21 protein-coding genes and 1 pseudogene are annotated in these 23,259 nt (G+C 71.2%); 5 read left to right on the plus strand and 17 right to left on the minus strand.

Annotation, left to right across the window (positions count from 1 at the left end; all coding sequences use genetic code 11):
- Window positions 1-304: 304 nt before the first annotated feature.
- A pseudogene (locus tag DSM104299_RS29425) lies at window positions 305-873 on the plus strand (helix-turn-helix transcriptional regulator).
- Window positions 874-882: 9 nt separating this feature from the next.
- Window positions 883-1,293, plus strand: a complete 411-nt coding sequence (locus DSM104299_RS17950) for a (R)-mandelonitrile lyase (protein ID WP_272473013.1) — start codon at window positions 883-885, stop codon at window positions 1,291-1,293.
- Between the two features lie 755 nt (window positions 1,294-2,048).
- Here the strand turns inward: DSM104299_RS17950 and DSM104299_RS17955 are convergent.
- Window positions 2,049-2,705: a FadR/GntR family transcriptional regulator gene (locus tag DSM104299_RS17955; protein ID WP_272473014.1), complete on the minus strand. Its 657-nt coding sequence runs from the start codon at window positions 2,703-2,705 to the stop codon at window positions 2,049-2,051.
- Between the two features lie 127 nt (window positions 2,706-2,832).
- Here DSM104299_RS17955 and DSM104299_RS17960 point away from each other — a divergent pair, with 127 nt between their 5' ends.
- Window positions 2,833-3,600 carry a fumarylacetoacetate hydrolase family protein gene (locus tag DSM104299_RS17960; protein ID WP_272473015.1) on the plus strand — a complete coding sequence of 256 codons (768 nt, stop codon included), beginning with the start codon at window positions 2,833-2,835 and terminating at the stop codon, window positions 3,598-3,600.
- Window positions 3,601-3,656: 56 nt separating this feature from the next.
- Here the strand turns inward: DSM104299_RS17960 and DSM104299_RS17965 are convergent, their stop codons facing one another.
- Genes DSM104299_RS17965 through DSM104299_RS18010 form a run of 10 tightly spaced genes read right to left on the minus strand, consistent with a single transcriptional unit; the run spans window position 3,657 to window position 15,862 of the window.
- The gene (locus DSM104299_RS17965) at window positions 3,657-6,281 is read right to left on the minus strand and encodes a glycoside hydrolase family 38 N-terminal domain-containing protein (RefSeq protein WP_272473016.1); all 2,625 of its coding nucleotides are present in this window, start codon (window positions 6,279-6,281) and stop codon (window positions 3,657-3,659) included.
- Window positions 6,274-7,146, minus strand: a complete 873-nt coding sequence (locus tag DSM104299_RS17970; RefSeq protein WP_272473017.1) for an SMP-30/gluconolactonase/LRE family protein — start codon at window positions 7,144-7,146, stop codon at window positions 6,274-6,276. Before DSM104299_RS17970 ends, DSM104299_RS17965 begins: the two co-directional genes overlap by 8 nt.
- The gene (locus DSM104299_RS17975; protein ID WP_272473018.1) at window positions 7,143-8,426 is read right to left on the minus strand and encodes an enolase C-terminal domain-like protein; all 1,284 of its coding nucleotides are present in this window, start codon (window positions 8,424-8,426) and stop codon (window positions 7,143-7,145) included. The genes DSM104299_RS17970 and DSM104299_RS17975 overlap by 4 nt, the downstream gene beginning before the upstream one ends.
- Before the next feature lie 2 nt (window positions 8,427-8,428).
- Window positions 8,429-9,241 carry an SDR family NAD(P)-dependent oxidoreductase gene (locus tag DSM104299_RS17980; protein WP_272473019.1) on the minus strand — a complete coding sequence of 271 codons (813 nt, stop codon included), beginning with the start codon at window positions 9,239-9,241 and terminating at the stop codon, window positions 8,429-8,431.
- Window positions 9,241-10,026, minus strand: a complete 786-nt coding sequence (locus DSM104299_RS17985; RefSeq protein WP_272473020.1) for an SDR family NAD(P)-dependent oxidoreductase — start codon at window positions 10,024-10,026, stop codon at window positions 9,241-9,243. Before DSM104299_RS17985 ends, DSM104299_RS17980 begins: the two co-directional genes overlap by 1 nt.
- On the minus strand, window positions 10,023-11,075 hold the full coding sequence (locus DSM104299_RS17990) for a DUF4432 family protein (RefSeq protein ID WP_272473021.1): 1,053 nt from the start codon (window positions 11,073-11,075) through the stop codon (window positions 10,023-10,025). The genes DSM104299_RS17985 and DSM104299_RS17990 overlap by 4 nt, the downstream gene beginning before the upstream one ends.
- Window positions 11,072-12,091, minus strand: coding sequence for an ABC transporter permease (locus DSM104299_RS17995; RefSeq protein WP_272473022.1), 1,020 nt, complete (start codon window positions 12,089-12,091; stop codon window positions 11,072-11,074). The genes DSM104299_RS17990 and DSM104299_RS17995 overlap by 4 nt, the downstream gene beginning before the upstream one ends.
- A complete protein-coding gene (locus DSM104299_RS18000) occupies window positions 12,088-13,644 on the minus strand; it encodes a sugar ABC transporter ATP-binding protein (RefSeq protein WP_272473023.1) in 1,557 nt (518 codons plus the stop codon). The genes DSM104299_RS17995 and DSM104299_RS18000 overlap by 4 nt, the downstream gene beginning before the upstream one ends.
- Window positions 13,641-14,675: a substrate-binding domain-containing protein gene (locus DSM104299_RS18005; RefSeq protein WP_272473024.1), complete on the minus strand. Its 1,035-nt coding sequence runs from the start codon at window positions 14,673-14,675 to the stop codon at window positions 13,641-13,643. The genes DSM104299_RS18000 and DSM104299_RS18005 overlap by 4 nt, the downstream gene beginning before the upstream one ends.
- Window positions 14,676-14,728: 53 nt before the next feature.
- Window positions 14,729-15,862 carry a GntR family transcriptional regulator gene (locus DSM104299_RS18010; protein WP_349294581.1) on the minus strand — a complete coding sequence of 378 codons (1,134 nt, stop codon included), beginning with the start codon at window positions 15,860-15,862 and terminating at the stop codon, window positions 14,729-14,731.
- A 118-nt stretch (window positions 15,863-15,980) separates the two neighbouring features.
- Between DSM104299_RS18010 and DSM104299_RS29430 the strand changes: the two genes are divergently transcribed.
- A complete protein-coding gene (locus DSM104299_RS29430) occupies window positions 15,981-16,187 on the plus strand; it encodes a hypothetical protein (RefSeq protein WP_349294582.1) in 207 nt (68 codons plus the stop codon).
- A 72-nt stretch (window positions 16,188-16,259) separates the two neighbouring features.
- Here the strand turns inward: DSM104299_RS29430 and DSM104299_RS18015 are convergent, their stop codons facing one another.
- Both DSM104299_RS18015 and DSM104299_RS18020 read right to left on the minus strand, forming a co-directional pair.
- The gene (locus tag DSM104299_RS18015) at window positions 16,260-16,625 is read right to left on the minus strand and encodes a hypothetical protein (protein WP_272473026.1); all 366 of its coding nucleotides are present in this window, start codon (window positions 16,623-16,625) and stop codon (window positions 16,260-16,262) included.
- A 60-nt stretch (window positions 16,626-16,685) separates the two neighbouring features.
- On the minus strand, window positions 16,686-17,216 hold the full coding sequence (locus DSM104299_RS18020) for a dihydrofolate reductase family protein (protein ID WP_272473027.1): 531 nt from the start codon (window positions 17,214-17,216) through the stop codon (window positions 16,686-16,688).
- A gap of 141 nt (window positions 17,217-17,357) precedes the next feature.
- Here DSM104299_RS18020 and DSM104299_RS18025 point away from each other — a divergent pair, with 141 nt between their 5' ends.
- The gene (locus tag DSM104299_RS18025; protein WP_272473028.1) at window positions 17,358-19,121 is read left to right on the plus strand and encodes an NHL repeat-containing protein; all 1,764 of its coding nucleotides are present in this window, start codon (window positions 17,358-17,360) and stop codon (window positions 19,119-19,121) included.
- Window positions 19,122-19,194: 73 nt separating this feature from the next.
- Here the strand turns inward: DSM104299_RS18025 and DSM104299_RS18030 are convergent, their stop codons facing one another.
- The 4 genes from DSM104299_RS18030 to DSM104299_RS18045 are packed head-to-tail and all read right to left on the minus strand — an operon-like array spanning window position 19,195 to window position 23,245.
- Window positions 19,195-19,596, minus strand: a complete 402-nt coding sequence (locus DSM104299_RS18030) for a RidA family protein (protein WP_272473029.1) — start codon at window positions 19,594-19,596, stop codon at window positions 19,195-19,197.
- 36 nt (window positions 19,597-19,632) lie between these two features.
- Window positions 19,633-20,835 (minus strand): sugar ABC transporter substrate-binding protein, encoded by a 1,203-nt coding sequence (locus tag DSM104299_RS18035; protein WP_272473030.1) that lies wholly within the window; start codon window positions 20,833-20,835, stop codon window positions 19,633-19,635.
- Window positions 20,775-21,752 carry an ABC transporter permease gene (locus DSM104299_RS18040; RefSeq protein WP_272473031.1) on the minus strand — a complete coding sequence of 326 codons (978 nt, stop codon included), beginning with the start codon at window positions 21,750-21,752 and terminating at the stop codon, window positions 20,775-20,777. The genes DSM104299_RS18035 and DSM104299_RS18040 overlap by 61 nt, the downstream gene beginning before the upstream one ends.
- Window positions 21,749-23,245, minus strand: coding sequence for a sugar ABC transporter ATP-binding protein (locus DSM104299_RS18045; RefSeq protein ID WP_272473032.1), 1,497 nt, complete (start codon window positions 23,243-23,245; stop codon window positions 21,749-21,751). Before DSM104299_RS18045 ends, DSM104299_RS18040 begins: the two co-directional genes overlap by 4 nt.
- Window positions 23,246-23,259: the final 14 nt, after the last annotated feature.

A 23,259-nucleotide genomic window follows, 5' to 3' on the forward strand; every position in this document is an offset into this window, starting at 1 on the left:
CTTCAAGCCGGAGCTGCCGAGTTGTGTGTAGTCCATGGTGTTGGTCCTCTCGTGGTTCACGTGTTCGCGGGCCGGGGTTCGGGCCTCCGTGCGACGGGGGATGCGCGGCCGGACGGCCAGGCCGAGCGAGCCGCCGATCCGGTGGGCGACGTTGGTCACGCCACCGGCAGCGCCCGCGTCGTGGGGTTCGACGCCGGCGAGGCGAAGTCCAGCTAAGCGCCGATCCGTAGGATCTGGGACGCCCTGGCAGAGGGTCACTGGCAGGGCACCCTTGCCGGGCGGCTGCGCGGGTACCGTCTTCGTCGTGGACCCCGCCAACGACATCGCCGAGTTCCTGACCTCGCGCCGGGCGAAGGTCACGCCCGAGCAGGTCGGTCTGCCGACCTTCGGTCCGCGCCGCGTAAAGGGGCTGCGCCGCGAGGAGGTGGCCTCGCTCGCCGGCGTCAGCGTCGAGTACGACAAGCGCTCGGAGCGCGGCAACGTGGCCGGCGCGTCCGACGCCATGCTGGAGGCGCTCGCCGGCGCCCTGCGCCTGGACGACGCCGAGCGCACCCACCTCTTCGACCTCGCCCGCGCCGCCAACCCGGTCGCCCCCCGGACCTCGTCGGCGAGCTGTCGACCCGCAGCCACGAGTTCCGGACCTGGTGGGCCGCGCACAACGTGCGCTACCACCAGACCGGGGTCAAGCGGCTGCACCACCCTGTCGTCGGTGCGCTCGAGCTCTCCTACGAGGTGCTCGACATCGCCGCCGACGACGGCCTGACGATCGCCACCTACAGCGCCGAGCCCGGCAGCCGCTCGGCCGAGGCGCTCGACCTGCTGGCCAGCTGGGCCGCCACGCCCGCCGAGCAACCCACGTCGACCGAGAACTAGGACTACGACATGCAGATCACCCGCAGCAGCATCGACACCATGAAGGGCCCGGCCGACTGGTTCACCGGCGACGTCTACGTCGACGCCGTCGCCACCCCCTCCGGAACCTCGACCTTCGCCGCGGCCGCCGTGCACTTCACGCCCGGCGCCCGCACCGCCTGGCACACCCACCCCCACGGCCAGACCATCTTCGTCACCGAGGGCGTCGGCTTGTGCCAGCGCGAGGGCGGCCCCGTCGAGGTCATCCGTCCCGGCGACCGCGTCTTCTTCGAGCCCGGCGAGAACCACTGGCACGGCGCCGCCCCCAACCGCTTCATGGTCCACATCGCCATGCAGCAGAACGACGACTCCGGCTCCCCCGTGACCTGGGGCGAGCACGTCACCGACCAGCAGTACGACGCCGCGCCGACCGACACCTAGAACAAGGCTCTTCAAGCTCGGGGTAGCCGTCGCTCCGACCTCGGTCCCCCGCTGGCCCGCAACGCGGCGAGCCAAGCGGCGCCCTGCCCGTACGGCCGCTACGGCCCGCAGCGCTGGTCGGACGGCGTCACGGTGTTGAGCCACCGCTGGACGTCGGCCGCCGCGTCGTCGCCGTTCGACGTCCGCGTGTCCGTCACCGTGGCCCAGTTCGAGCAGCCGGCGAAGTCTCCCAGCCTCGCCCGAGCGCCCGCTCGAAGCGCCCGGCGAATCCGCCGGTCGCCTCGTCTCGGTCCTTCGCGACGCCGACCGCGACCCGCGTCGTCCCGGCCCCGGTCGGCACCGCGACGATGAACGTACCCCCGCCGTCGGGTGATGTTCGCGGCCGTGTGGACAGGAGCGACGACCGCGACCATCGCGCCGAGCGAGTCGCCGAGGCGCAGGTCGTCACGGTAGGTCTTCGTGTGAGCGGAGACGCCCGCGCCCTGCGGCCACGGGATGCTCCGGCGGTCGGTCGAGTGCTGGGAGATCGTCGGCATGCCGCTCGCGGTGACCCCGTCGACGACGGCGACGTGGGCGATGTCCCGATCCGTCGAAGAACGGCACGTCGCCTGGACGCCATCTCGAGGGATCGAGCTGGTCGTCGCTCGCGCATCTTCTGTATGCCGCTGGCGAAGTTCGTGCAGTCACACACGTCTGAGCCGTCGCTGGTGCATGACGCGACGTCGGGGACGCGCAGCGTGATGACGTCGCCGAGCTCACGGCGCTCCGCGATGTCCTCGAACGACTGCCACATGATCGTGCCCGAGCGGCTCTTGGAGAACACTCACGGCCACCGCAGCGAGGTGGGCGCGCATGGCGCGCTCGGCCCCGGCCTCATCGCCCTCGCGGATCCGCGCAGCGAGTTCCGTCAGCTCGCGCAGCGTGTCGGCGCGGAGGGTCTCGCTCCCCGAGGTCCGGCCGCGCGACAGGCGCAGGAGCACCTCCAGCTCTCCGAGCATCCGCTGGAGGACCGCGTTGCCCGATGCCCGCGCCACCAACTCGTGTATTGCCTGATCGGCTTCGGCAAACGCCTCGACATCGGGCAGAAGGGCCTCGAGCCGGCCCACCTCGGCCTCCAGCGCCGCGAGGACGTCGGCGTCCCGGCGCTGTGCCGCAAGGCGCGCGGCCAGCGGTTCGAGGCTGAGCCGCACCTCGTTGAGGTGCTCGAAGTCCAGCACGGAGACGAACGTCCCCTCGCCGCGACGCGCCTCGATGACGCCGAGATCGACCAGTCGCCGCATGCCCTCGCGGAGGGCCGGGCGGGACACGCCAAGCTCGGCGGCGAGCGCGCGTTCAGAGGGCAGTCGCTGTCCCGGCGCCAGCCGCCGGGACGTGACGAGCTTGCCGACCTCGAGGGCGATGTCGCGCTCCATCGGGCAACCCTATATCGTGGTCAGACCAAAATTGGTCTGACCACAACGCGAGAGGCTCATGCGCTTCGTCACCCTTCTGCACCAAGGCACCCCGGTCACCGCCATCGAGGACGATGCCGGTCTTCGGGTGCTCGAGACCACCCGCGGCCGCGACGTCGGAGCCGTCCTGCGCGACGGCGACGTCGCCGCGCTCAGCGCGTCCCCGGGGCCGCTCCTCGACCCGGTCGAAGTCGACGTCCTGGCGCCGGTGACCGGCGGCAAGGTCGTCGCGATCGGGCTCAACTACCTCGACCACGTGCGCGAGTCCGGGATGGAGCCGCCTGCCGCTCCCCTGGTCTTCGCCAAGTTCCCGAGCAGCATCGTCGGCCCCGGCACCGCGATCCGCATCGACCGCGCGATCACCCAGCGGGTCGACTGGGAGGTCGAGCTGGCCGTCGTCATCGGCCGCACGGCGACGCGCGTGTCCGTCGAGCAGGCGCTCGACCACGTCTTCGGCTACACGGTCGCCAACGACGTGTCGGCACGCGACGTCCAGTTCGGCGACGGTCAGTGGGTGCGTGGCAAGAGCCTCGACACCTTCTGCCCGGTCGGGCCCGCCGTCGTCACGCCCGACGAGCTCGGCGACCCCCAGAGGCTCGCGCTGCGCACCCGCGTCAACGGGCACACGATGCAGGACTCCAACACCAGCGAGATGGTCTTCGGCGTCGCCGAGCTGATCGCCCGCTGCTCCCACAGCTTCACGCTGGAGCCCGGCGACCTGCTGCTCACCGGCACCCCGTGGGGCTGCGGCGAGTTCATGGACCCGCCGCAGCACCTCCGGGACGGCGACGTCGTCGAGGTCGAGGTCGAGGGCATCGGATGCCTCACCAACCCCGTCGAGGAGATCACCGCCTGAGGCGGCGCGCGTCGTGCCGGCCCGGTTGGCCGGCACGACGCGCCGCTGGACGCCTCCTAGAAGCGCACGCGGACGGTGGCCGTCCCGCTGCCCGCCAACGGCACGCTGACCGCGCCGTCCGTGACCGTCAGCGGGTCGCCATCCTCCTCGAGCGGGGAGGCGACGTTGGCCGAGGTGGGCACCGCGGCGAGGAACCGGAGCGGCACGGTCACCGCGGCGGGCGTCACGTTGCGCAGACGCAGGATCGCGCCGTCGCCGTCCTCGGCCGGCTTGATGCCGACCTCGACGCCGAGGTCGCCCTCCACCTGCAAGAGCGCCCCGGTCGGGTCACCCGTGCGCAGGTAGTCGCGCAGGATCACGGGCGGCGTGGCGGCCCCGGCGGCGAACCGCCCGGCCACCGCGGCGTCGCAGGCCCCGGCATGCGTGGTCAGCCGGTAGCGCTGCGGGATCTGCCCGCCCTGGCTGGGCTGGAAGTTGACCATCCAGTGGTTGTTGAGCGCCCACGAGACGATCGCCGGCCCCTCAGGCTCGAGGTCGGCCGCGGCCTTGCCGGTGGTGATGCCGCCCAGCTGCACCAGCGGCGCGTCGAGCGGCACGACCGTGACACCGCGCTCGCCGTCGCTGACGTCGGCCCAGCGACGGATCGGGAACCAGTCACGCGCCGTGCCGGGGAGCTGGTCGTCGTTCGGCGTGCAGGGCACGCCGTTGAGATCGACCCGGAACTCCGCGCCGTCCAAGTTGAACGGGAACGCGATGTACACCGACTCGGGATCGGCGTGGTGGACCTTGTCGAGCAGCCAGTCCACGGCGAGCTCCTTGGTGTGCGCGTCGAGGCTGAACGTGCACGTCGCGCCGCTCACGCCCGGCGCCTGCACCTTGACCTCGATCGACGCGCGCCCGGACTGGATGCGGGCCGGCCCGACCTCCACCTGGGTGGCGGTCTCGCGCTGGAACGGCGGATCCTCGGGCCACGTGCCGAAATCGTCGTGGGCGAAGTCCATGACGAACAGCGCGCTGCGGTCGGCGCCCCCGGTCAGCGTCTCGTAGACGTACTCGCCGATCCGCCAGCCATGCTGCTCGCCGGCGAAGTCGTGGCCGAGCGCCTTGTCCAGCCACGACGACACCGTGCCGGTGGCCGGGTCGAGCTCGACCCGGTAGTGCTCGTTCTCGATGACATGGCCCTCGGCCCGCAGATCGCCGGCGTCGAGCTCGTCGTCGAGCCCCACGAAGGCGTAGCCGAACGCCGGCACCTTCGCACGCACCCGCTGGAACTCGGTCTCGGGCGGGAAGCCCCATGGCACCCCGCGGGGGAAGAACGTCTCGAGCATCCCGACGGGCGCGCCGCCCGCACGGCGCTCGGGCACCTCGACGAGCACGTCGCGCTCCCACGGCAGCGTGTTGACGACCATCAGCTCGCGCGACTCGGGCTCCGGGTAGGCCCGCTCCGTCTCGAGGTCGCCGAGGTTGAACATGCCCTCGGGGCCGGGCGTGGCGCGCGTCTCGGCCAGACCGCGGGCCACGCGGGCGAGCACGTCGTGGGTCTCCATCGCCGCGTCGTAGGCGTAGTGCGACTTGTGGCTCCACTGCGAGCGACTCCACAGCGCCGCCGGCGCCTCGACACTGGAGAACGCGCCCCAGGTGTGCTCGTCGTACAGCGTCATGTGCTCGTAGATCTGCCGCGCCCGGTCGGTGTCCCACCCGTCGACGCCCTCGGCGCGGAGCCACGCGCCGAGCATCTCCGCGGAGGCCGCCAGCTCGTGGGTCCCGCGGTTGACGCCGGTCTCATAGCTGCTGGAGCCGACGCCGTCCGACCACCAGTCGGTCCAGTCACCGCGCCAGGTCGGAAGCGAGTCGCCCCACTGGTCGCGGAAGGCGCGCCCGAACAGGCGCGGGGTGGTGAACGCCATCTTGGGTCCGCGCCCCTCCTCGTTCCAGCGGTGGACGAAGTCGGCCATGCGGGGATCCGGCGGCCCGTTGTCGACCCGCACCGGGTGGGTCGACTCGCAGTACAGGAAGTCGTAGGGCCAGTCCTCGCGAGCCTCGAGGTCCTGCACGTACCGCGGCAGGTTCTCGTCGACGAAGCGCCAGTCGCCGAGCTTGGCCTGACTGCGACCGAACAGGTAGTGGAAGCCGTTCCAGGCCAGAAGGCGGCCGCCGGCCGGACCCTCCCACCAGAAGGCGCCGGGGAAGGGCTTGGGCGCGCGGCCGCGGACCTGGTTGACGGCGAGCGTGAGGAAGTCCACGCCGATGGCCGGCAGCAGGTCGGCGAACAGCCAGCTCATGCCGTTCACGTCGTCCTGCATCGCCGTCTCGACGGTGAGGCCGAACTCCTCGCGCAGCACCCGGACCGGGTAGAGGCTGCGGTGCATCTGCTCGGGGGTGAGGCCGGGCGTCAGGTTGTACTGCATCGCCGCGATGTCGATCGCACCTTCCCGCTGCCAGTGCCGGAAGCGGTCGACCTCCTCGTTGCCGGCGCCGCGGAGGTAGCGGATCATCGGGCCGGTCACCTCGACGGTCCAGCGATACCGGCTCTCGTCCGGGCGGTCCGCCGTGGCCTCGATGAGGTCGAGCGCCTGCCCGACGTACTCCGCGTGCTGGCGGAAGCAGACGGACTGGTAGTCGGTGTAGCCGATGTCGGTGTGCGAGTGGTTGGCGATGTAGATCGTCGAGATCTCAGACAACGGGGTCCCCCTCTTGGTTGGTCAGGTCCAGCGCGGTGATGTGCCACCGGCCGAGGTTGGCCGCGTAGAGCGTGCCGTCGGCCAGCGCGACGTTCGTCGGGTGGCACAACGTGTGGGCGGTCGGATCGACGACGAGGAGGCGAACGGCCCCGCCGGGGTCGATCCGCAGGATCTCGCTCGGCTCGTAGCAGGCCACGTAGATGCGCCCGTCGGCGTCGAGGGCCAGCCCGTCGGGCAACGCGTCGACGACGGCGACCGTGTCCCGCGGCCCGGGGCGGCCGTGGGCGTCGATCGGGATGCGCGACACGCGCTTCGCGAAGGTCTCGGCCACGTAGAGCGCGTCGCCACCGGGGGCCAGGGCCATGCCGTTGGCGAACGTCAGCGGCTCGGAGAACCACAGCTCGCCCTCGCCGTCGAGCCCGAAGCGGTAGATGCCCGGGCCCGGCTCGTCGGGCGCGTGGCTGTCGGAGACGTAGAGCCGCCCCTGCGCGTCGAAGACCGGGTAGTTCGGGATGCGGATCCGCCGCTCCGGCGTACCGGTGGTGAACGTCTCCACCGTGCCCGTCGCCGTGTCGACGCGCATGACCGCGGCGTGGGCCAGGTCGCACACGTACAACATGCCGTCGGGACCGAAGGCCATGCCCAGGCAGAAGCCGCCGGTCGTGGCGACCTCCGCCATCGCGCTGCCGTCGCGCTCGATCCGGTAGATCTGGCCACGCTCGCCGCCACACCACAGCGCGCCGTCGGGGCCGACCACCACGCACTCGGGATGGTCGAGCCGCGGCTCGGTCACCGTGCCGTCGATGACGATCCGGCAGTCCTCGATGCCACGGAGCGGCGCTCCGTGCGCGCCGACGACGGTCATCGGACCGCTCCGTTGCGGGCGTGGGGCTCGCCGGGGTCGGCCCAGACCTGGTTGGGGCTGTGGGCGAACCATCCGGGGCGCCCGGGATCGCGGTCGTACTGGTAGCCGCCGAGCCGCTGGTACAGCTCGGCGTACTCCGCCAGGCGGTCACGGTCGAGCTCGACGCCGAGCCCGGGCCCGGTGGGCACGGCGATGCGGCCGTCGCGGTACTCGAGCTTGCCGCCGACGATGATGTCGTCGACGAGGTGGTGGTAGTGGGCGTCGGCGGCGAGCGCGAGGTTCGGGAGCACCGCGCCGAGGTGCAGCATCGTCGCGAGCTGCACGCCGAGCTCCCCCGAGGAGTGCACGGCGATGCCCAGCTGGAACGCCTCGCAGATGGCGGCGGCCTTGAGGCACGGCCGGATGCCACCCCAGAACGTGGTGTCGAGCAGGATGATCTCGACGGCGGGGTCGCGGACGTTGGCGGCGAGCTGCTCGACGTTCACGACCATGGTGTTGGTCGCCAGCGGGATCGGCACGGCGGCGCGCACGCGGCGCATGCCGTTCATCCCCCACGTCGGGTCCTCCAGGTAGTCGTTGTCGAGGTCGACGATCGCACGGCCGAACCGGATCGCCTCCTCGACGCTGAGCGCGGCGTTCGGGTCGTAGCGCACACGGTCGCCGGGCTCGGACTCCGCCAGCGCACGGAAGGCCTCGAGCTCGTGATCCGGCGGGTACACGCCGCCCTTGAGCTTGTGCACGCGGAAGCCGTGGCGGTCCTTGAGGTCGCGCGCATGCTCGATCAGCTGCTCGGTCGTGCGCACCTCACCCGCCCCCGTGACCTCGTCCGGCCGGCGGAAGAAGAGGTAGGAGGCGAACTCCACCTCGTCGCGCACGCGGCCGCCGAGGAGGTCGCTGACCGGGACCCCCAGCGCCTTGCCGACGATGTCCAGGCACGCGAACTCGATCGCCGCGTGCAGCTGGGTCCGGTTGTTGTACAACGCGGACGTCGGGTTGCAGATCTTGAAGTGCAGCAGCTCGAACGCGAACGGATCGTGGCCGACGAGGTACTGCTTGAGGCCGGCGATCGCGGCGGCCGCGCTCTCGCCGCCGCCGCCGAGCTCGCCGAGGCCGATGAGGCCGCCCTCGGTCTCGACCTCGACGATGGTCCGGACGAAGCGGCCCCAGTGCGCGCCGTTGCTGTGCAGGAGTGGAGCCTCGAGCGGGACCGTCACCGTGGTCGCCCGGATGTCGGCGATCCTCAGGTCGGCACGCGCCGAGGCGGTGATCGCTTCGAGCATGGTCATCCTTCTTCGGGCAACAAGACGGGGAGGGTCGACAGCAGACCGCCGTCGACGCGGAGCTCGGTGCCGGTGACGAACGACGCCGCGGAGCTGGCCAGCCAGACGATCGCCGCGGCGACCTCCTCGGGCCGCGCGACCCGGCCGAGGGGGTGCATGCGACCCCAGTCGGAGATCACGTCCTCGGCGTCCCGCTCGCCGCGGAACTCGTCGGCGGCGAAGCGCAGCATCGGCGTGTCGACGGAGCCCGGGAGCACGGCGTTGACGCGGATCGCGTCGGCCGCGTGGTCGACGGCCATCGCGCGGGTCAGGGCCGTGATCGCGCCCTTGCTCGCGCTGTAGGCCGCTACGCCCCGCTGCGCGGCGACGGCCTGGACCGACGCCACGTTGACGATCGCTCCACCGCCGCGCGCGCGCAGCGCCGGGACGGCGTGGTGGGCGGCGCGGTAGATCCCGCCGACGTTGATCGCCATCACCTCGTCCCAGACCGCCTCGTCGGTCGTCTCGACCGTGCCGTAGCGCTGGACGCCGGCGCTGTTGACGAGGATGTCGAGCCCGCCGAAGCCGGTGACCGCCGCGGCGACGGCGTCGCGCATGTCGGCACCTGAGCGCACGTCGGCCACGACGCCGACGGCGCGGATGCCGTCGGCGGCGAGGACCGCGGCGGCCTGCTCCACGTCGGGGACGTCGGCGCAGAGCACCACGGCGGCGCCCCGCCGGCCCAGCGCGCGAGCGGCGGCCAGTCCGATGCCGGCCGACGCCCCGGTGACCAGGGCCACCGCCTCGGCCAAGTTGTCGTTCATCTCGGTCTCCATCAGCGTGCGGTCAGTCCGCCGTCCATGACGACGTTGCTGCCGGTCATGAAGCCGGCCTCGTCGCTGACCAGGTAGGCCACGAGCCCGGCGATCTCCTCGGGCGAGCCCAGCCGACCCATCGGCTGGCGCGCCTCCATCTGGGCCCGCTGGGCGGCGGGATCGTCGGCGGTCGCCGTGATGCTCGCGATCCACGGCGAGTCGACGGTCCCGGGCGAGACCGCGTTGACGCGGATGCCGCGGTCGGCGTAGTCGACGGCGACGGCCTTGGTCAGGCCCACGATCGCGGCCTTCGAAGCGCAGTAGCCCGCACGGTTGAGCAGCCCGACCATGCCTCCGACCGAGGCGATGTTGATGATCGTCCCGCCCCCCGCCGGCAGCATGGTGCGCACGGCGTGCTTGCACCCCAGGAACGCGCCGCGGGCGTTGATGGCCATCATGCGGTCCCACTCCTCCTCGGTCTGCTCGAGCACGTCGCCGGCCACGCCCACCCCGGCGTTGTTGACCGCGATGTCCACCGCGCCGCCCGCGGCCGCGTGGTCGAACAGCGCGGCCATGGCCGCTCCGTCGGACACGTCGACCGCGTAGGCGTCGGCGCTGCCCCCCGCGGCCCGCGCCGCGTCGGCCGTCGCAGCGGCGGCGGCCTCGTGCACGTCGGCACACACCACGTGCGCGCCCTCGGCCGACAGGCGCAGGGCGATGGCCTGCCCGATCCCCGATCCGGCACCGGTCACCACGGCCCGTCGCCCTCGTAGCCGGTCGGCGGCCGTCGTCGCGATCGTCGTCATCGCTGCTCCTCTCCTCCGACGACCTCGACCGACCAGGTGAGATCGACGGACTCGTGCGGCCCGATCCGCAGCGCGCTGTCGTTGCGCACCGCGTCGGCCAGGCCGGTCGTCGGATAGCTGGAGAAGGGCTCCAGACCCATGAGGTAGGTGCGGCCGAACCACGGGTAGTCGGTGGTCGCGCCCAGCTCCTGCCACAGCCACAGGTACGGCAGGCGGTCGGCGTCCCACTCCACGCGGACGCCGAAGCCGTCGGCGTCCACGAGCGCGTAGCGGCCCCGGTCGAAGCCGGTCAGGTACAGCAGCTCGCTCGGCGTGCCGCGCTCGGGCACGCGGTCGAGCTCGACCGTCGCGCCGTCCGGCGCGGTCGCCCGCGGCCAGGCGTGCTCGCGCCCGCCGTCGACCCTGCGGCCCGAGGGCCCGATCGCCTCGCCGTGCGGGATCACCCTGACGCCGTCCTCGAGCAGGATGCGGCAGTCGGAGCTCAGGAACGGCGAGCCGAACGCGAGGTGCTGGCCCCACATCGCCCGCTGCCCGACGGGGCTGTGGTTCGTCAGCCGTTCGACGACCTCGATCCGCGGGCTGGCCGCGTCGAGCGTGAGCGTCTTCTCGACGCGCAGGGGCGTCCGCGGGATCAGCGCCTCGAAGCGGACCGCGACGCGCTGCTCGGCGTCCTCGACGATCTCGTGGTCCCAGGGGATCAGGCAGGCCTCGCCGTGCTGGCCGTGCGACGCCCCGGCGTGCTGCGACGGGCCGCCGCCGTTGGGCACGACCTCCTGCCATCCGCCGCGGTAGACGTCGAGGAAGCTGCCGGTCGCGTCCGGGGCGCTCGGCCCCGCGGTGCCCGGCGGGCGCAGTCCCTCCTGCGACAGCGACACGAAGTCCATGTCGCGCGGCTTGTAGTTGCACTCGATCACGTCCGTGCCACGGCCGGCGAGGACCTGCAGCCGCAGCACGGCGTTCTCGAGCACGACGGCGTCCAGGCCATGGCGCTGGACGACGTGAGCGCGCGCTCCCCAGTTTCGCCAGCTGCGGTAGCGCCCGCCGCTCACGCGGCCCTCCGGGCGCGGACCCTCGTGTCGAGCAGCACGGCCGCGACGAGCACCGCGCCCTTGACCACCTGCTGCCAGTTGGAGTCCGTGCCCAGCAGCGTCAGGCCGTTGCTGAGGACGCCGATGATCAGGCCGCCGATCACCGTGCCCACGATCGTGCCCTTGCCGCCGAACAGGCTCGTGCCGCCGATCAGCACGGCGATGATCACGTCGAACTCGAAGCCGTCGCCGGCGCTCGGCTGGCCCGAGGCCAGGCGCGAGGCGAGGATCACGCCGCTGAAGCCGGCCAGCAGGCCGGTGATCGTGTAGATCGTGAACAGGACCCGTCCGACGCCGACGCCGGACAGGCGCGCGGCCTCGCCGTTGCCGCCGACCGCGCGGGTGTGCTTGCCCAGCAGCGTCCGGTTGAAGAGGAACCAGAAGACGCCGACCGCGACCACCGCGATGATCACCGGCACCGGCACGCCGAGCACGTAGTTCGAGCCCAGGGCCGTGAACGAGTCCGGGAGGCCGAGCGAGATCGAGGTCCCGCCCGAGACCGAGCTCGTGTACAGGTATGCGATCCCGCGCACCGCGAACATCGTCCCCAGCGTGACGATGATCGGGCTCATCCCGCCGCGCACGATCAGCAGGCCGTGCAGCGCCCCGATCAGGCCGCCCACGAGCGTCGCGGCCAGGAACGCCAGCAGCATCGGCCAGCCCGCCACGCACAGGCCCGCCGCGAGCGTCCCCGAGAACGCGACGACCGCGCCGACCGAGATGTCCATGCCCCCGCTCGTGAGCAGGAACGTCATGCCCATGCCGACGATGACGATCAGCGAGACCTGACGCGCGACGTTGAGCAGGTTGGTCTCGGTGAGGAACTCCGAGGTCGTGAAGGTCAGGACGGCTCCCATGACGAGGAGCACGCCGAGGATGGCGAGGATCTGCGGTGGCCCGGACCCCCGCCTGGTCTTCGCCACCGACGGAGCCGCGAGGCCCGTCGTCGTGGGGTCCGATGCCGGCATGACGCTCATGTGGTCTCCTCCTGACCGAATGCGGCGCGAAGGACGCGCTCGGCGTCCGCGTCCGCTCGCGAGAGCAGCGCCACCGGCGCTCCCTGGCGCATGACAAGGATCTGATCGGAGAGCCCGAGGATCTCGGGCATCTCCGAGGACACGACGAGCACGATGCGGCCCTCGGCCGCCAGCCCGGCGATCTCGCGGTAGATCTCGCCGCGGGCTCCTACGTCGACGCCCTTGGTGGGCTCGTCGAAGATGAACACCGTGGAGCGCCGCGCCATCCACTTGGCGATGACGACCTTCTGCTGGTTGCCACCGCTCAAGGTCTCGACAGGCTGGTCCGGACCGTAGGTCTTGATGGCCAGCCGCTTGCAGAAGTCCTCGGTCAACGCGCGCGACTCGCCGCCGCGCACGACGCCGAGACGGCTGACGCGGCCCGGGACCGACATCGTGAGGTTCTCCTCGACGCTCATCATCCCGACGAACCCCTGATGGCGGCGGTCCTCGGGGACGAGCGCGAAGCCGGCGGCCGCGCCCGCTCGCGGGGAGCCGGGCGTGATCGGCCGGCCGTCGAGCTCGACGACCATGCCCGCCACGGGGGCCGCGCCGAACAGCGCCTCGACCAGCTCGGTGCGACCGGAGCCGACCAGGCCGGCCACGCCGAGCACCTCGCCGCCCTCGATCGTCACGTCGGGATCCTCGGGCCGCACGTCGGCCAGCAACCCGCGGATCACGAGGCGGTGGCCGCCTTCGCGCGGCGTCGCCGGCGGGCGCTCGGGGAACGCCTCGCCGAGGTCCTTGCCGATCATCATCCGGATCAGCTCGTCCTCGCTGGTGGAGCCGTCGCGGATCCCGACGGTGCCGATTCGCTCGCCGTTGCGCAGCACCGTCGCGCAGTCGGCGATCCGGAACACCTCCTCGAGACGATGCGAGATGTAGATGACGCTGCGGCCGTCGGCGACCTCCTCGGCGATGATCCGGAACAGCCGATCGGATTCGGTGAGCGTCATCGACGTGGTCGGCTCGTCCATGATCAGCAGCCGCGGGCGCTCGAACAGGACCTTGGCGATCGACAGCAGCTGGCGCTCGGCGAGCGTCAGCTGCTCGGCCGCGAGGTCCGGCGACACGTCCAGGCCGACGCGCTGAAGGCAGGCGATCGCCTCGGAGTGCCGGTCACGCGACTCCACGAGCCGCAGCCGACGGCGTTCGAGACCCAGCGTCATGTTCTCCAGGACGGTCAGGTCCGTGAGGACCGCCGGCTCCTGGCGGACGAAGCCGATCCCGGCCCGGCGGGCGCCGCCGGCGTCGAGGTGCTCGTACACCTCTCCGCCGACGGCGATCTCGCCCGCGTCGGGACGCAGCACCCCGGCCAGCACGTTCATGAGCGTGGACTTGCCCGCGCCGTTCTCGCCGAGCAGCGCGTGCACCTCGCGGTGGCCGACCGTGAGGTCGACCCCGTCGAGGGCCCGCACGCCCGGGAACGCCTTGCTGATGCCCCGGGCGACGAGCAGCGACGCGTCGGTCATCGGCTCGGCCACCGCGGACACCGTGCCGGGGTGAACGCTCACGACGCCGGCAGCACGGCGCCGTACTGCTGCTCGTAGAACTTCTTGAGCTTGGCCGCGCCCATCGCGGGCGTCAGGAGCGTCACCGGCGGCACGCTGCGCGCGGCCGGCTTCTTGCCGTCGTGGAGCGCGACCATCGCGTCCCAGGCCATCTTGGCGTACGTGTACGGCTGGTTGCCGATGTCGACCTTCATGGCGCTCTGCGGGTTGAGGATCTCGGTGATCCCCTTGGCCGAGCCGTCGAAGCCCACGACGAGGTCCTTCTTGGCGACCGTGCCGCGGCCGGCACCCTTGAGGGCGTTGAGCGCGCCCAGCGCGGAGTCGTCGTTGATCCCGAACCAGAGGTTGGCCTCAGGGTGGGCCTGCAGCATGTTCTCGGCGGCCGTCGTCGCCTTGTCCAGCACGGCGCTGCCGTCTTGGCTGACGACCACGCGCGCCTTGGGATCGACGCTCTGGACGCCCGCGACGAAGCCCTTGGCGCGGTCGACGGTCTGCTGGAGCTGCGGGAACGAGACGACCGCGATCCGGATCGGCGTGTTCGGGTAGTTCTTCTGGAACCACTGCGCGGCGGCCTTGCCGCCCTCGCGGCCGGCGGCGACGGAGTCCTCGACCACGACGGGGACGCCCGGCGTCGGCACCGTGACCGTGACCACCGGGACCTTCTGGCCCTCGGCCTGCTTGATCAGCGGCTGCGCGGAGGCGGCGTCCACGGGCGAGATGCCGATCGCGTCGACGCCCTTGGTCAGCAGGTCCTCCACGTTCTGCTGCTGCTTCTCGACCTTGGCGTCGGAGTCGAGCACGGTGACGTCCGTGCCGGCCGACGCGGCGATCTTCTGCATCGCGCGCTGGTAGCCGACGTAGAACTCGCCCTGCTTGGTCAGCACGACCACGCCGTACTTGCCGTTGCCGCCCGACCCGCTACCCCCCGAGCCGCAGGCGGAGACCGCCAACGCGAGCGCACAGGCGACCGCGGCGACGACCGCGACGCGCCAGGTGCGCCCAGCACGATTCCTTGTCCTGATCAAACGACCCATCTCTCTCCTCCAGGTTGTTCCGTTACCGGGCCGCCGCGCAGCCCGTCAGACCGCTACGGCGCCGACTCGAAGAAGTCGGGGTGCATCTCGGCAAGCACCGGGAGGACCCGGCTCACCTCACCGAGATGTCGCCGCATCTCCTTCCGGGCTCGGCTCGCGTCGCGTGCGCGAAGCGCCTCGACGATGCCCGCGTGCTGGTCGACCAAGCGCATCAGGTCGCTCGCCGCCGGAAGGCTCAGACGACGCAGGCGCCCTACGTGGACGCGGATCTCGCGAGAGATCTCCCAGATCAGCGGATGGCCGCTGATCGCGATGAGCGTCCGGTGGAACTCCTCGTCGAACTCGAAGAAGTCGCGCAGCAGCGAGTCGCCCTGGGCGCCACGCTGCGCGGTCAGCAGGCGATCGAGCTCGTCCAGGTCGGCGTCGGTCACCTTGCGGGCGGCGTCCTCGATGGCGGCGCACTCGAGCGCCTCGCGCACGAACCGCCCCTCTTCGACCTGGGCGATGTCGATCTTCGACACGAAGGTGCCTGTCTGGGCCCAGACCCGGACGAGGCCTTCCCGTGCCAAGCGGATGAACGCCTCGCGCACCGGAGTGCGGCTGACGCCAACCAACAGCGAGATCTCCTTCTCTGACAGCGACTGCCCGGGCTCCAACGTCAGGTCCAGGATCCCGTCGCGGATCGCCTCGTAGACCTGCGGACCGACCGGCGCGCTGCGGTCGATGACGCGCGTGAACACCAAGGGCTTCGCTGCCATACTGCCATGGTAGTCCATCAGCGCGGGATCGGTCAAGCCACCAGCACGGCCGCTCGTTGGCGAAGGACTGCGTGACCGTGGCCGCCGTCGCTTCCACGAGGCGCGAGGCACGACCGTCGCGACCGACGCCGCGCCGCTCGGCACCGTCGACCGCATCCGCGCTGGGTTCGTCGCCCAGCGTCGTCCCTGGCACCTGAGCGAAGTGGCGTTGGAGGCCACGAACGACGACGTGACTGCTTGCTCCGGAGCCGTGGACCGCTGAGTTTCGCGTTCACGGCGAAGTGCTCGAACGCGACGTGTCCGTGTTGCCAGTGTGTTCGCCTCCGCATGGACAGCGGTCATCGACGGCGTGGCCGCGCAGCGGCTCGTGAAGACGCGACACTCCGCGTGTCGCGCCCAGACCGAGTCGTACGCTGACGGCCATGCCATTTCTGCGTTCGGTCCAGCTGCTCGCTGACCGGGTCGAGGATCGTCGACGTGGCCGTTCACGCTGCCGGCGGTCCGAGCGCTGCGCGATCCGCTGGAGCTGAACCCGCGCGGGACGCTGCTGGTCGGAGAGAACGGCGCCGGCAAGTCCACGCTCGTCGAGGGCCTGGCCGTCGCGGTCGGGATGAACGCCGAGGGCGGCTCGCAGAACGTGGCGTTCGCGACGACGCGCTGGCCGGCCACAGCGGGCGGTCGCTGCACGAGCAGTCCCACGGCGAGTCGTTCCTCAGCCTCATCGACCATCTACCTCCGACACCTGCTCGCGTGACGATCGCGACGGCCGAGCACGTAGGCCCACCGCGATCAAGGCTCGCGTGTGGCGCTCGCAGCGAATCGCCGACTAGAACACATCTGGGCAGACGACGCTGAGGATGCAGGTGGTCACGGCGACGACTCCAAATGCCCCGAATCCGAACATCCACGCCTCGTAGCCCTTTACGTTGAACAGGCGAGGTATCGGCGACGCGTTCCGCTCAGTCGAGTACGTACGCCCATGGATGACGGTGCTGAAATCGTCCTTCTCATACTGCTCGAGCCAGTGAGCGTCCTTGTGCTCGGCTTGGCGGTGTCGAGTCATGAGCTGCATCGATACGTACGCGGCCACCGCCCCCAGCAGCGACGACGAGACGCGCGCGAGTTGCCCGTTCCCGGCTGACAGCGCGATCGTCAGGAGAAAAGCTTGCCCGCGTGCACGGTCAAGCCGCATCGAAGCAGGCAGGCCGAGAAGCCAAGGAGGGCCTGATCGAGCGTTGACGCAGCGTGGGGCTCAGCCAAGCCGATAAGTGAGCAGCACCACGCCCGATTCGAAGCGCCGCGTGTCGTCGAGCGTCATCCGGATCGTGCCGCGGTCGCCGAGGACGTGGAGGTTGCCGCGGCCCCACACGAGCGGGTTGACGTACACCTCGAAGACGTCGATGAGGCCGCGCTCGGCCAACGCATAGGCGAACGCGCCGCTGCCATGCAGGAAGAGGTCGCCGTCGACGTCCGTCTTGAGCTGGGCGAGCGACCGCTCGAGGTCGCCGCCGAGCAGCGTCGCGTTCCACGAAAGCTCGCCGGTCAGGGTGCGGGAGCCGACCCACTTGTGCATGGTGTTGACCATGTCGGCCCACGGGCCCGTCTGCTCGGGCCAGAACCCGGCGAGGCCCTCGTACGTCTTGCGGCCGAGCACCAGGCCGGCCGACCGAGCCTGCCGCTCGAAGGAGTGCTGGCCGTGGTCGCCGTCGGGGTCGACCCAGTCGGCGACCGGATCGATGACCCCGTCGAGGGTGGCCTGGGTGGTCGCGATGAGCTGTGCCATACCGATGAGACGGCTGCGCGGGCCCGGACTCATCGGGTCGGTGTCCGGGAACACCCGCCGTCATGGCGACCTGATCGCCGTGGTCACCTGTTCCATCGGTCAGGACGATCCAGCATCGGATCGACGAGACTGCCGGGTCCTATGCACCTTCCTCGTCATCCGCTGGCGCTCGGCGCCACGCTGCTCGCCGTTGGGGCCCTCGGAACCGGCGTCGCCCTCGCCGCCGCCGGCGATCAGGACGCCGGCTTCAACGGCGGCGCGCCGGTGCGGATCGCCTTCGGCGACGACGCGTCGCTGCTGGCGATGACGATCGCCCCGGACGGCTCGATCTTCACGGCCGCGGGAAGCTTCGGGGAGGGCAGCGCGGTCGTGCTCTCGCACCTGAACGCCAACGGGACGCCGGTCGCGGGCTTCGGTCCCGGCGGGGACGGCATCGCGACCGACGCCGTCGCCGGCCTGTCCGCAGCTCCCGGGGCGCTGGCCGTCGCGTCCGACGGCGACCTGCTCGTCGGCGTCTCGGCGAACGCGGTCCTGCCACAGGAGGGTCGCGCGGCGGGCGGCGCCGCCCCCAAGGTCGCCCCGGGCGCGTGGGGCACGAACGACGAGTCCGTCATCGGCGACTTCACGGTCGAGCGCTACGACGCGTCGGGCACGCGCGTCGGCGAGACCCGTGTCAACGTCGACCCGGCCAACGACGGCAGCGGCTATCGCTTCGGGCGCATCGTCGCGCTCGTCCCGCAGGCCGACGGCTCGCTGCTCGTGCTCGGCTCGGCGTGGGTCGGCGGCGACGGCGAGCACTTCGTGCGCGTCCTGCTCGACGCCGACGGCCAGCCGGTGTCGACCTTCGGCGACGACGGCGTGGCGGTCGACCCCGACGCTCCTCGGTACGCCGAGGTCGGTGGCCACCAGGCCGCCGGCGGTCCCGCCGGCAGCGCGGTGATCGCGGGCACGGACGCCACCGACAACTACATCCTGCGCCGCTACCTGGCCGACGGCAGCGTCGACCCGACCTACGGCGGCACGCACCCGCACGCGAACATCCACTCCATGTCGATCACGTCCTCCGCGCTGGCGCCGGACGGCTCGGTCTACATCTACAACACCGCCGTCGGCGCGATCGCGCGCTTCACCCCCGACGGCAAGCCGGACACCGGCTACGCGCCGGCGTTCGACGACTCGAACACCATCGTCTACGCGATGGCCGTCCAGGCCGACGGCAAGCTGCTGCTCGCCGGGCGCACCGCCGACGGCGGCAACGGGGCGACGGTCACGCGCCTGAACGTGAGCGGCAGCGTCGACACGACCTACGGCGACGGCGGGACGAGGACGATCCCGCTGGCCGACGACCTCACCGGGATGACGCCGAGCGTCCTCGCAGTGCAGACCGACGGCAAGACGGTCCTCGCCGGCAACGCCTACAACTACCCGCCGCTAGAGCTGCGGGCGCGCGCCGCGGCCTTGGAGCCCGGCCAGTCGGTCGGCTTCGTGACGCGCCTCGCGGCCGACCCGCCGGCGACGACGACCGAGACGACGACCACGACGCAGACCACCGTGACCACGCCGCCCGCGCCCGCGCCGCCCGCCGCCGCCAAGCCGGTCGTCGCCGCGAGCACCAACCCGCTGCCGAAGGCGACCTCCTGCGCGAGCCGCCGCTCGTTCCGGATCCGCCTGCGGATCCCGCGCGGCGACGTCGCGACGAGCGCGACCGTCAAGGTCAACGGCAAGCGGGTCAAGGTCGTCAAGGGCTCCCGCCTGCGCGCGCCGATCGACCTGCGCGGCCTGCCAAAGGGCAAGGCCACCATCTCGATCGTGGTCAAGCTCGCGGGCGGCAAGAAGCCGCTGACCGGTACCCGCGTCTACCACACCTGCACGGCCAAGCGCACCGGCTCGATCCCGCGCCTCTAGACCGCCATGGAGTGATCAGCCGCGCCTGCGCGCGCGTCGCCGCGCGCGCCGGTTCTCGCGTCGAACCTCAGGGTCATGTGTCGCGCAGCAGCGCCGTGCACTTGACCTCCACGAACAGCCCCGGCATGGCCAACGCAGTGACCCCGAGCGCTGTCCACGCCGGCAGCCGGTCGCGATCCGTCACGTAACGGCCCTTGACCTCCATCACCAGCGGTAGGTCGCTCAGGTCGGTGTGGTAGGTGACGATCTCGACGACATCGTCGAAGGTCAGGCCCGCCGCGGCCAACACCGTCTTGACGTTCTCGAACGCCTGGACGACCTGAGCCTGCTTGTCCTCGATGACGTTCAGATCGTCATCTCGCCCGAGCTGTCCCGCCATGAGCAGGAAGGGCCCCGCCTTCACCGCCGGCGCGTAGCCGAACCGCTCGCTGACGATGCGCATCGTGTCTGGTACCACGCTCTCGTGGTTGGTCATCCTCGGTCCTTTCGTGTGGGTTTGACGTCGGCTCCGTCAGGAGCCCTTGGTCCCCGGCGCAGCGCACTTCGCCGCCAACGCCTTCCGGATGTTCGCGTCGGTCACCTCCCAGGGCGCCGACGCCTGCGGGTTGTCGGGCGTGTCGATGGCAAACGGGGTCAAGCACAGCTTCGGCGACGGCTCCCGGCCGCCCAACGCCTCGGCCAGCAGACGGGTCGCCATCGCGCCTTCGGCCGACGGCGACCAGCCCACCGTCGCCTTGATCCGGCCTGCGGTCACAGCCTTGATGCCCTCGGGCGAACCGTTCTGGGTGACGATCGTCACGCCGCTGGCCTTCGAACCCAACGCGTTGATCACCCCCAGCGACATGTCCTCGTTGTGGACGAACAGACCCTTGAGCTGCGGGTACTTCGTGATCAGGTCCCGAGCGACGTCCGACGCCTTCTGGCGGTCGTAGTTGCCGTCGACCACGCTGACGACGCGACCGGCCTCGCCCAGACAGCGCTTGAAGCCATCAGTGAACCCCTCGGCGTCGCCGCGCCCGGCCGTCCCTGTGATCACCGCGACCTGCCCCTCGGGCAACAGCTTGCGCATCTGCTCGCCCGCCGCGCAGCCCGTGTCGTCGTAGCGCGTCTGTTGGAAGCCCGCAGCCTGGTCCTCGACATCCGGCGTGTAGCCGTACAGCAGCACCGTTGGGATCCCGGCCTGCTTGGCCAGCCGCAATTCGCCCTTCGCGGTACCGGCGGCGATCGGCTCGAGGATGATCCCGTCGACGCCCTCGGTGATCGCCGTTCGGAAGTTCGCCAGCTCGGTCTCGGTCGACAAGGCCGAATTATAGGACTTGGTCTCGGTGGCCCCCAACAGCTGCGCCGCCTTCTCGATGCCCTTCTTGGTGTACTCGTAGTACGGGATCGGCGCGGTCTGGATGTAGGCGATCGTCTTGCCCTTCAGCGACGGCGTCGACCCGGCGGACGTGCTGGTCGCCGCGGCAGCGCCGGCCGACGACCCGCCCTCCGACGACGTCTGGTTGTCCCCGCAGGCCGTCAGGGCCAGCGAGAGCGCCCCGATGATGGCGACGCAGGCCGGCGCGGCACGGCGACGCACCCGCGACCCAGCGGCCAGCGGTGGTCCTGCATGCTGCCAATGCATACGACTTCCTCCTTGTTGAAACAGAACCGTCAGTCGCGTTGCGCCATGACGGCGATCACGATCACTGCGCCCTGAAGCACGTACTGCCAATCACTGGAGATCGACATCAGGTTGAGCGCGTTGGCGATCAACCCGATCAACAAGACCCCGAGCAGCGTCCCGCCCACGCTGCCGCGCCCACCCGCCAGCGGCGTGCCTCCGATCGCCACGGCGGCGATCGCCGTGAGCTCGAGGCCCGATCCCATCCGGGCCTGGGCCGAGGTGAGCTGCAGCAACAGCAGCGCGGCGGCAACGCCGACGAGCGCCCCGTTCAACGCATACACGATGAACTTCAGCGGCCGGACCGGGACGCCGGCCAGGCGAGCCGCGGACTCCGAGCCGCCGACGGCGTAGATCCAGCGCCCGAGCTTGCTCATGGCCAAGACCACGTTCATCAACAACGCGATCACCCCGAAGCAGACCACCACGAGCGGCAACCCCAGCGGCCGGCTGTCGCCGAAGTCCAACAGGCGATCGGACTCCACCGGGATCGGCACCTTCGAGACCAGCAGCGCCGCACCCTGCAGCAACGTCAGCATGCCGAGGGTCAGGATGAACGGGTGGGTCTTGGCATAGGCCGCGAGCGTGCCGTTGACCAGGCCGACGGCGGTCGCCACCGCGACGCCCGCAGCGATGGCAGGGCCGGCCGCCGTGCCGTGGGCCATCAACGTGCCCATCACCATCGCCGAGAAGGACAGGTTGGACCCGATCGACAGGTCGATGCCACCGCTGATCATCACCATCGTCGCGCCGACGGCGAGGATGCCCACGACCGAGGCCTGGATCAGGACGTTCTCGAAGTTGTCCCAGGTCAGGAAGACCGAGCTCCGAATCGCGGTCACCGCCATCAACACGACGATCACCCCGACCAGGGCCAGCCGACCGCGATGGCGCTGGGCGAGCTCCCCGACGGTGTCTCGCCAACGCAGCGATGCCGGACGCCGGGGCTCGGCGCTCAACGTGCTCATGTCCATGCTCCTTGCGCAACGTGATGGGCGCTGGCGCCCATCGCCAGCTCGATCACCCGGTGCTCGTTGATCTCCGTCGCGGCCAGCTCACCTGCGATCTGGCCGCGACGCATGACCAGGACGCGATCGGCGATCTGCTGCAGCTCCTCGACCTCCTGGGAGATGACGATCACCCCGCAGCCGGTCGCCACCAGATCGGCGATCACCGCGAAGATCTGCTCGCGCGCGGCGATGTCGACGCCCTGACTGGGCTCGTCGAGGATCAGCACTCGGGCGCCGGCATGGATCCAGCGGGCGATCGACACCTTCTGCTGGTTGCCGCCCGACATCGAGGCCGGCAGCGCCCCGGGCACCGACGGCTTGACCCGTAGGCGCCGCATGAGCTCGCCGGCCAACGTGCGTTCGCGGCCCAGCCGCACCAGTCCGCCGCGACCGACGGGCATCTTGGCCAACGTGATGTTCTTGGCCGACGTCTGCTCCATCAGCAGCGCGTCGCGCTTGCGGTCCTCGGGCGCCAGCCCCACCCCGCGTGCGATCGCGTCGCGCGGAGACGCAGGTCGGTACGGACGGCCCAAGAGCGTCATCTCGCCGCCGTCGACGCTCTCGCAGCCGAACACCACGCGGGCCAGGCGCGACCGGCCCGAGCCGACCAGCCCGGTGATCCCCAGCACCTCTCCGGCGTGCAGCGTGAAGGACACGTCGCGCAACCGCCTGCCCTGGGCCACCCCACGCAGCTGCAGCACCGGCTCCCCCGCGACCCGGCTCTGGTGGGCCGCGCGCTCGAGGTCGTGGCCGATCATCGCCCGCACCAACGCGCCCTCGTCGAGACTGCCGGCCGCGAACGTCGCCACGTCACGGCCATCGCGCATCACCGTCACGCGGTCGCAGATCGCCACGACGTCGTCGAGACGGTGGCTGATGAACACCACCGCCACCCCTCGGCCGCGCAGGTCGCGCACGACGGCGAAGAGCCGCTCGCTCTCCTGGGCGCCAAGGGCCGCGGTCGGCTCGTCCATGATGATCACCCGCGCCTCCCGGTGCAGCGCCTTGGCGATCTCCAGCAGTTGTTGCTGTGCCGAGGTCAGCGACCCCGCCAGTACCCCGGCGTCCGTCGGGAGGCCGACCATCTCCAGCACCGCTGTGCACGCTGCCCGGTCGCGCCGCGGGTGCAGGAACATCCCGGCGCCGCTCTCCCGCCCGAGCATCACGTTCTCCACCAGACCCAGCGAACCCACCAGGCTGGCGTCCTGGTAGATCGTCGCCAGGCCCAGCTCGTGAGCCTGCCGAGGGTTCAGTCGTCTTCCGCGCCAGTCCCCAAGCGAGAGCTCACCGCTGTCGGGGTCCACGGCGCCCGACAGCGCCTTGACCAGCGTGGACTTGCCCGCGCCGTTGGCACCCACGAGCCCGTGGATCTCTCCCGGGAGCACCGTGAGATCGGCACCGTCCAGGGCGGCCGTCGCGCCGTAGCGCTTGTGCACCTGCGACGCGGCCAACGCAGGCTCCGGGT

It is taken from the genome of Baekduia alba, from assembly GCF_028416635.1.
In the GTDB taxonomy this organism is placed as follows: domain Bacteria; phylum Actinomycetota; class Thermoleophilia; order Solirubrobacterales; family Solirubrobacteraceae; genus Baekduia; species Baekduia alba.

What these genes read in the sequence shown, in the direction of transcription:
- DSM104299_RS17950 (WP_272473013.1), top strand. Translation starts at nt 883, where the DNA reads ATGCAGATCACCCGCAGCAGCATCGACACCATGAAGGGCCCGGCCGAC.
- DSM104299_RS17955 (WP_272473014.1), bottom strand. Translation starts at nt 2,705, where the DNA reads ATGGAGCGCGACATCGCCCTCGAGGTCGGCAAGCTCGTCACGTCCCGG.
- DSM104299_RS17970 (WP_272473017.1), bottom strand. Translation starts at nt 7,146, where the DNA reads ATGACCGTCGTCGGCGCGCACGGAGCGCCGCTCCGTGGCATCGAGGAC.
- DSM104299_RS17975 (WP_272473018.1), bottom strand. Translation starts at nt 8,426, where the DNA reads ATGCTCGAAGCGATCACCGCCTCGGCGCGTGCCGACCTGAGGATCGCC.
- DSM104299_RS17980 (WP_272473019.1), bottom strand. Translation starts at nt 9,241, where the DNA reads ATGGAGACCGAGATGAACGACAACTTGGCCGAGGCGGTGGCCCTGGTC.
- DSM104299_RS17985 (WP_272473020.1), bottom strand. Translation starts at nt 10,026, where the DNA reads ATGACGACGATCGCGACGACGGCCGCCGACCGGCTACGAGGGCGACGG.
- DSM104299_RS17995 (WP_272473022.1), bottom strand. Translation starts at nt 12,091, where the DNA reads ATGAGCGTCATGCCGGCATCGGACCCCACGACGACGGGCCTCGCGGCT.
- DSM104299_RS18005 (WP_272473024.1), bottom strand. Translation starts at nt 14,675, where the DNA reads ATGGGTCGTTTGATCAGGACAAGGAATCGTGCTGGGCGCACCTGGCGC.
- DSM104299_RS18010 (WP_349294581.1), bottom strand. Translation starts at nt 15,862, where the DNA reads ATGGCATGGCCGTCAGCGTACGACTCGGTCTGGGCGCGACACGCGGAG.
- DSM104299_RS18015 (WP_272473026.1), bottom strand. Translation starts at nt 16,625, where the DNA reads ATGCGGCTTGACCGTGCACGCGGGCAAGCTTTTCTCCTGACGATCGCG.
- DSM104299_RS18020 (WP_272473027.1), bottom strand. Translation starts at nt 17,216, where the DNA reads ATGGCACAGCTCATCGCGACCACCCAGGCCACCCTCGACGGGGTCATC.
- DSM104299_RS18025 (WP_272473028.1), top strand. Translation starts at nt 17,358, where the DNA reads ATGCACCTTCCTCGTCATCCGCTGGCGCTCGGCGCCACGCTGCTCGCC.
- DSM104299_RS18030 (WP_272473029.1), bottom strand. Translation starts at nt 19,596, where the DNA reads ATGACCAACCACGAGAGCGTGGTACCAGACACGATGCGCATCGTCAGC.
- DSM104299_RS18040 (WP_272473031.1), bottom strand. Translation starts at nt 21,752, where the DNA reads ATGAGCACGTTGAGCGCCGAGCCCCGGCGTCCGGCATCGCTGCGTTGG.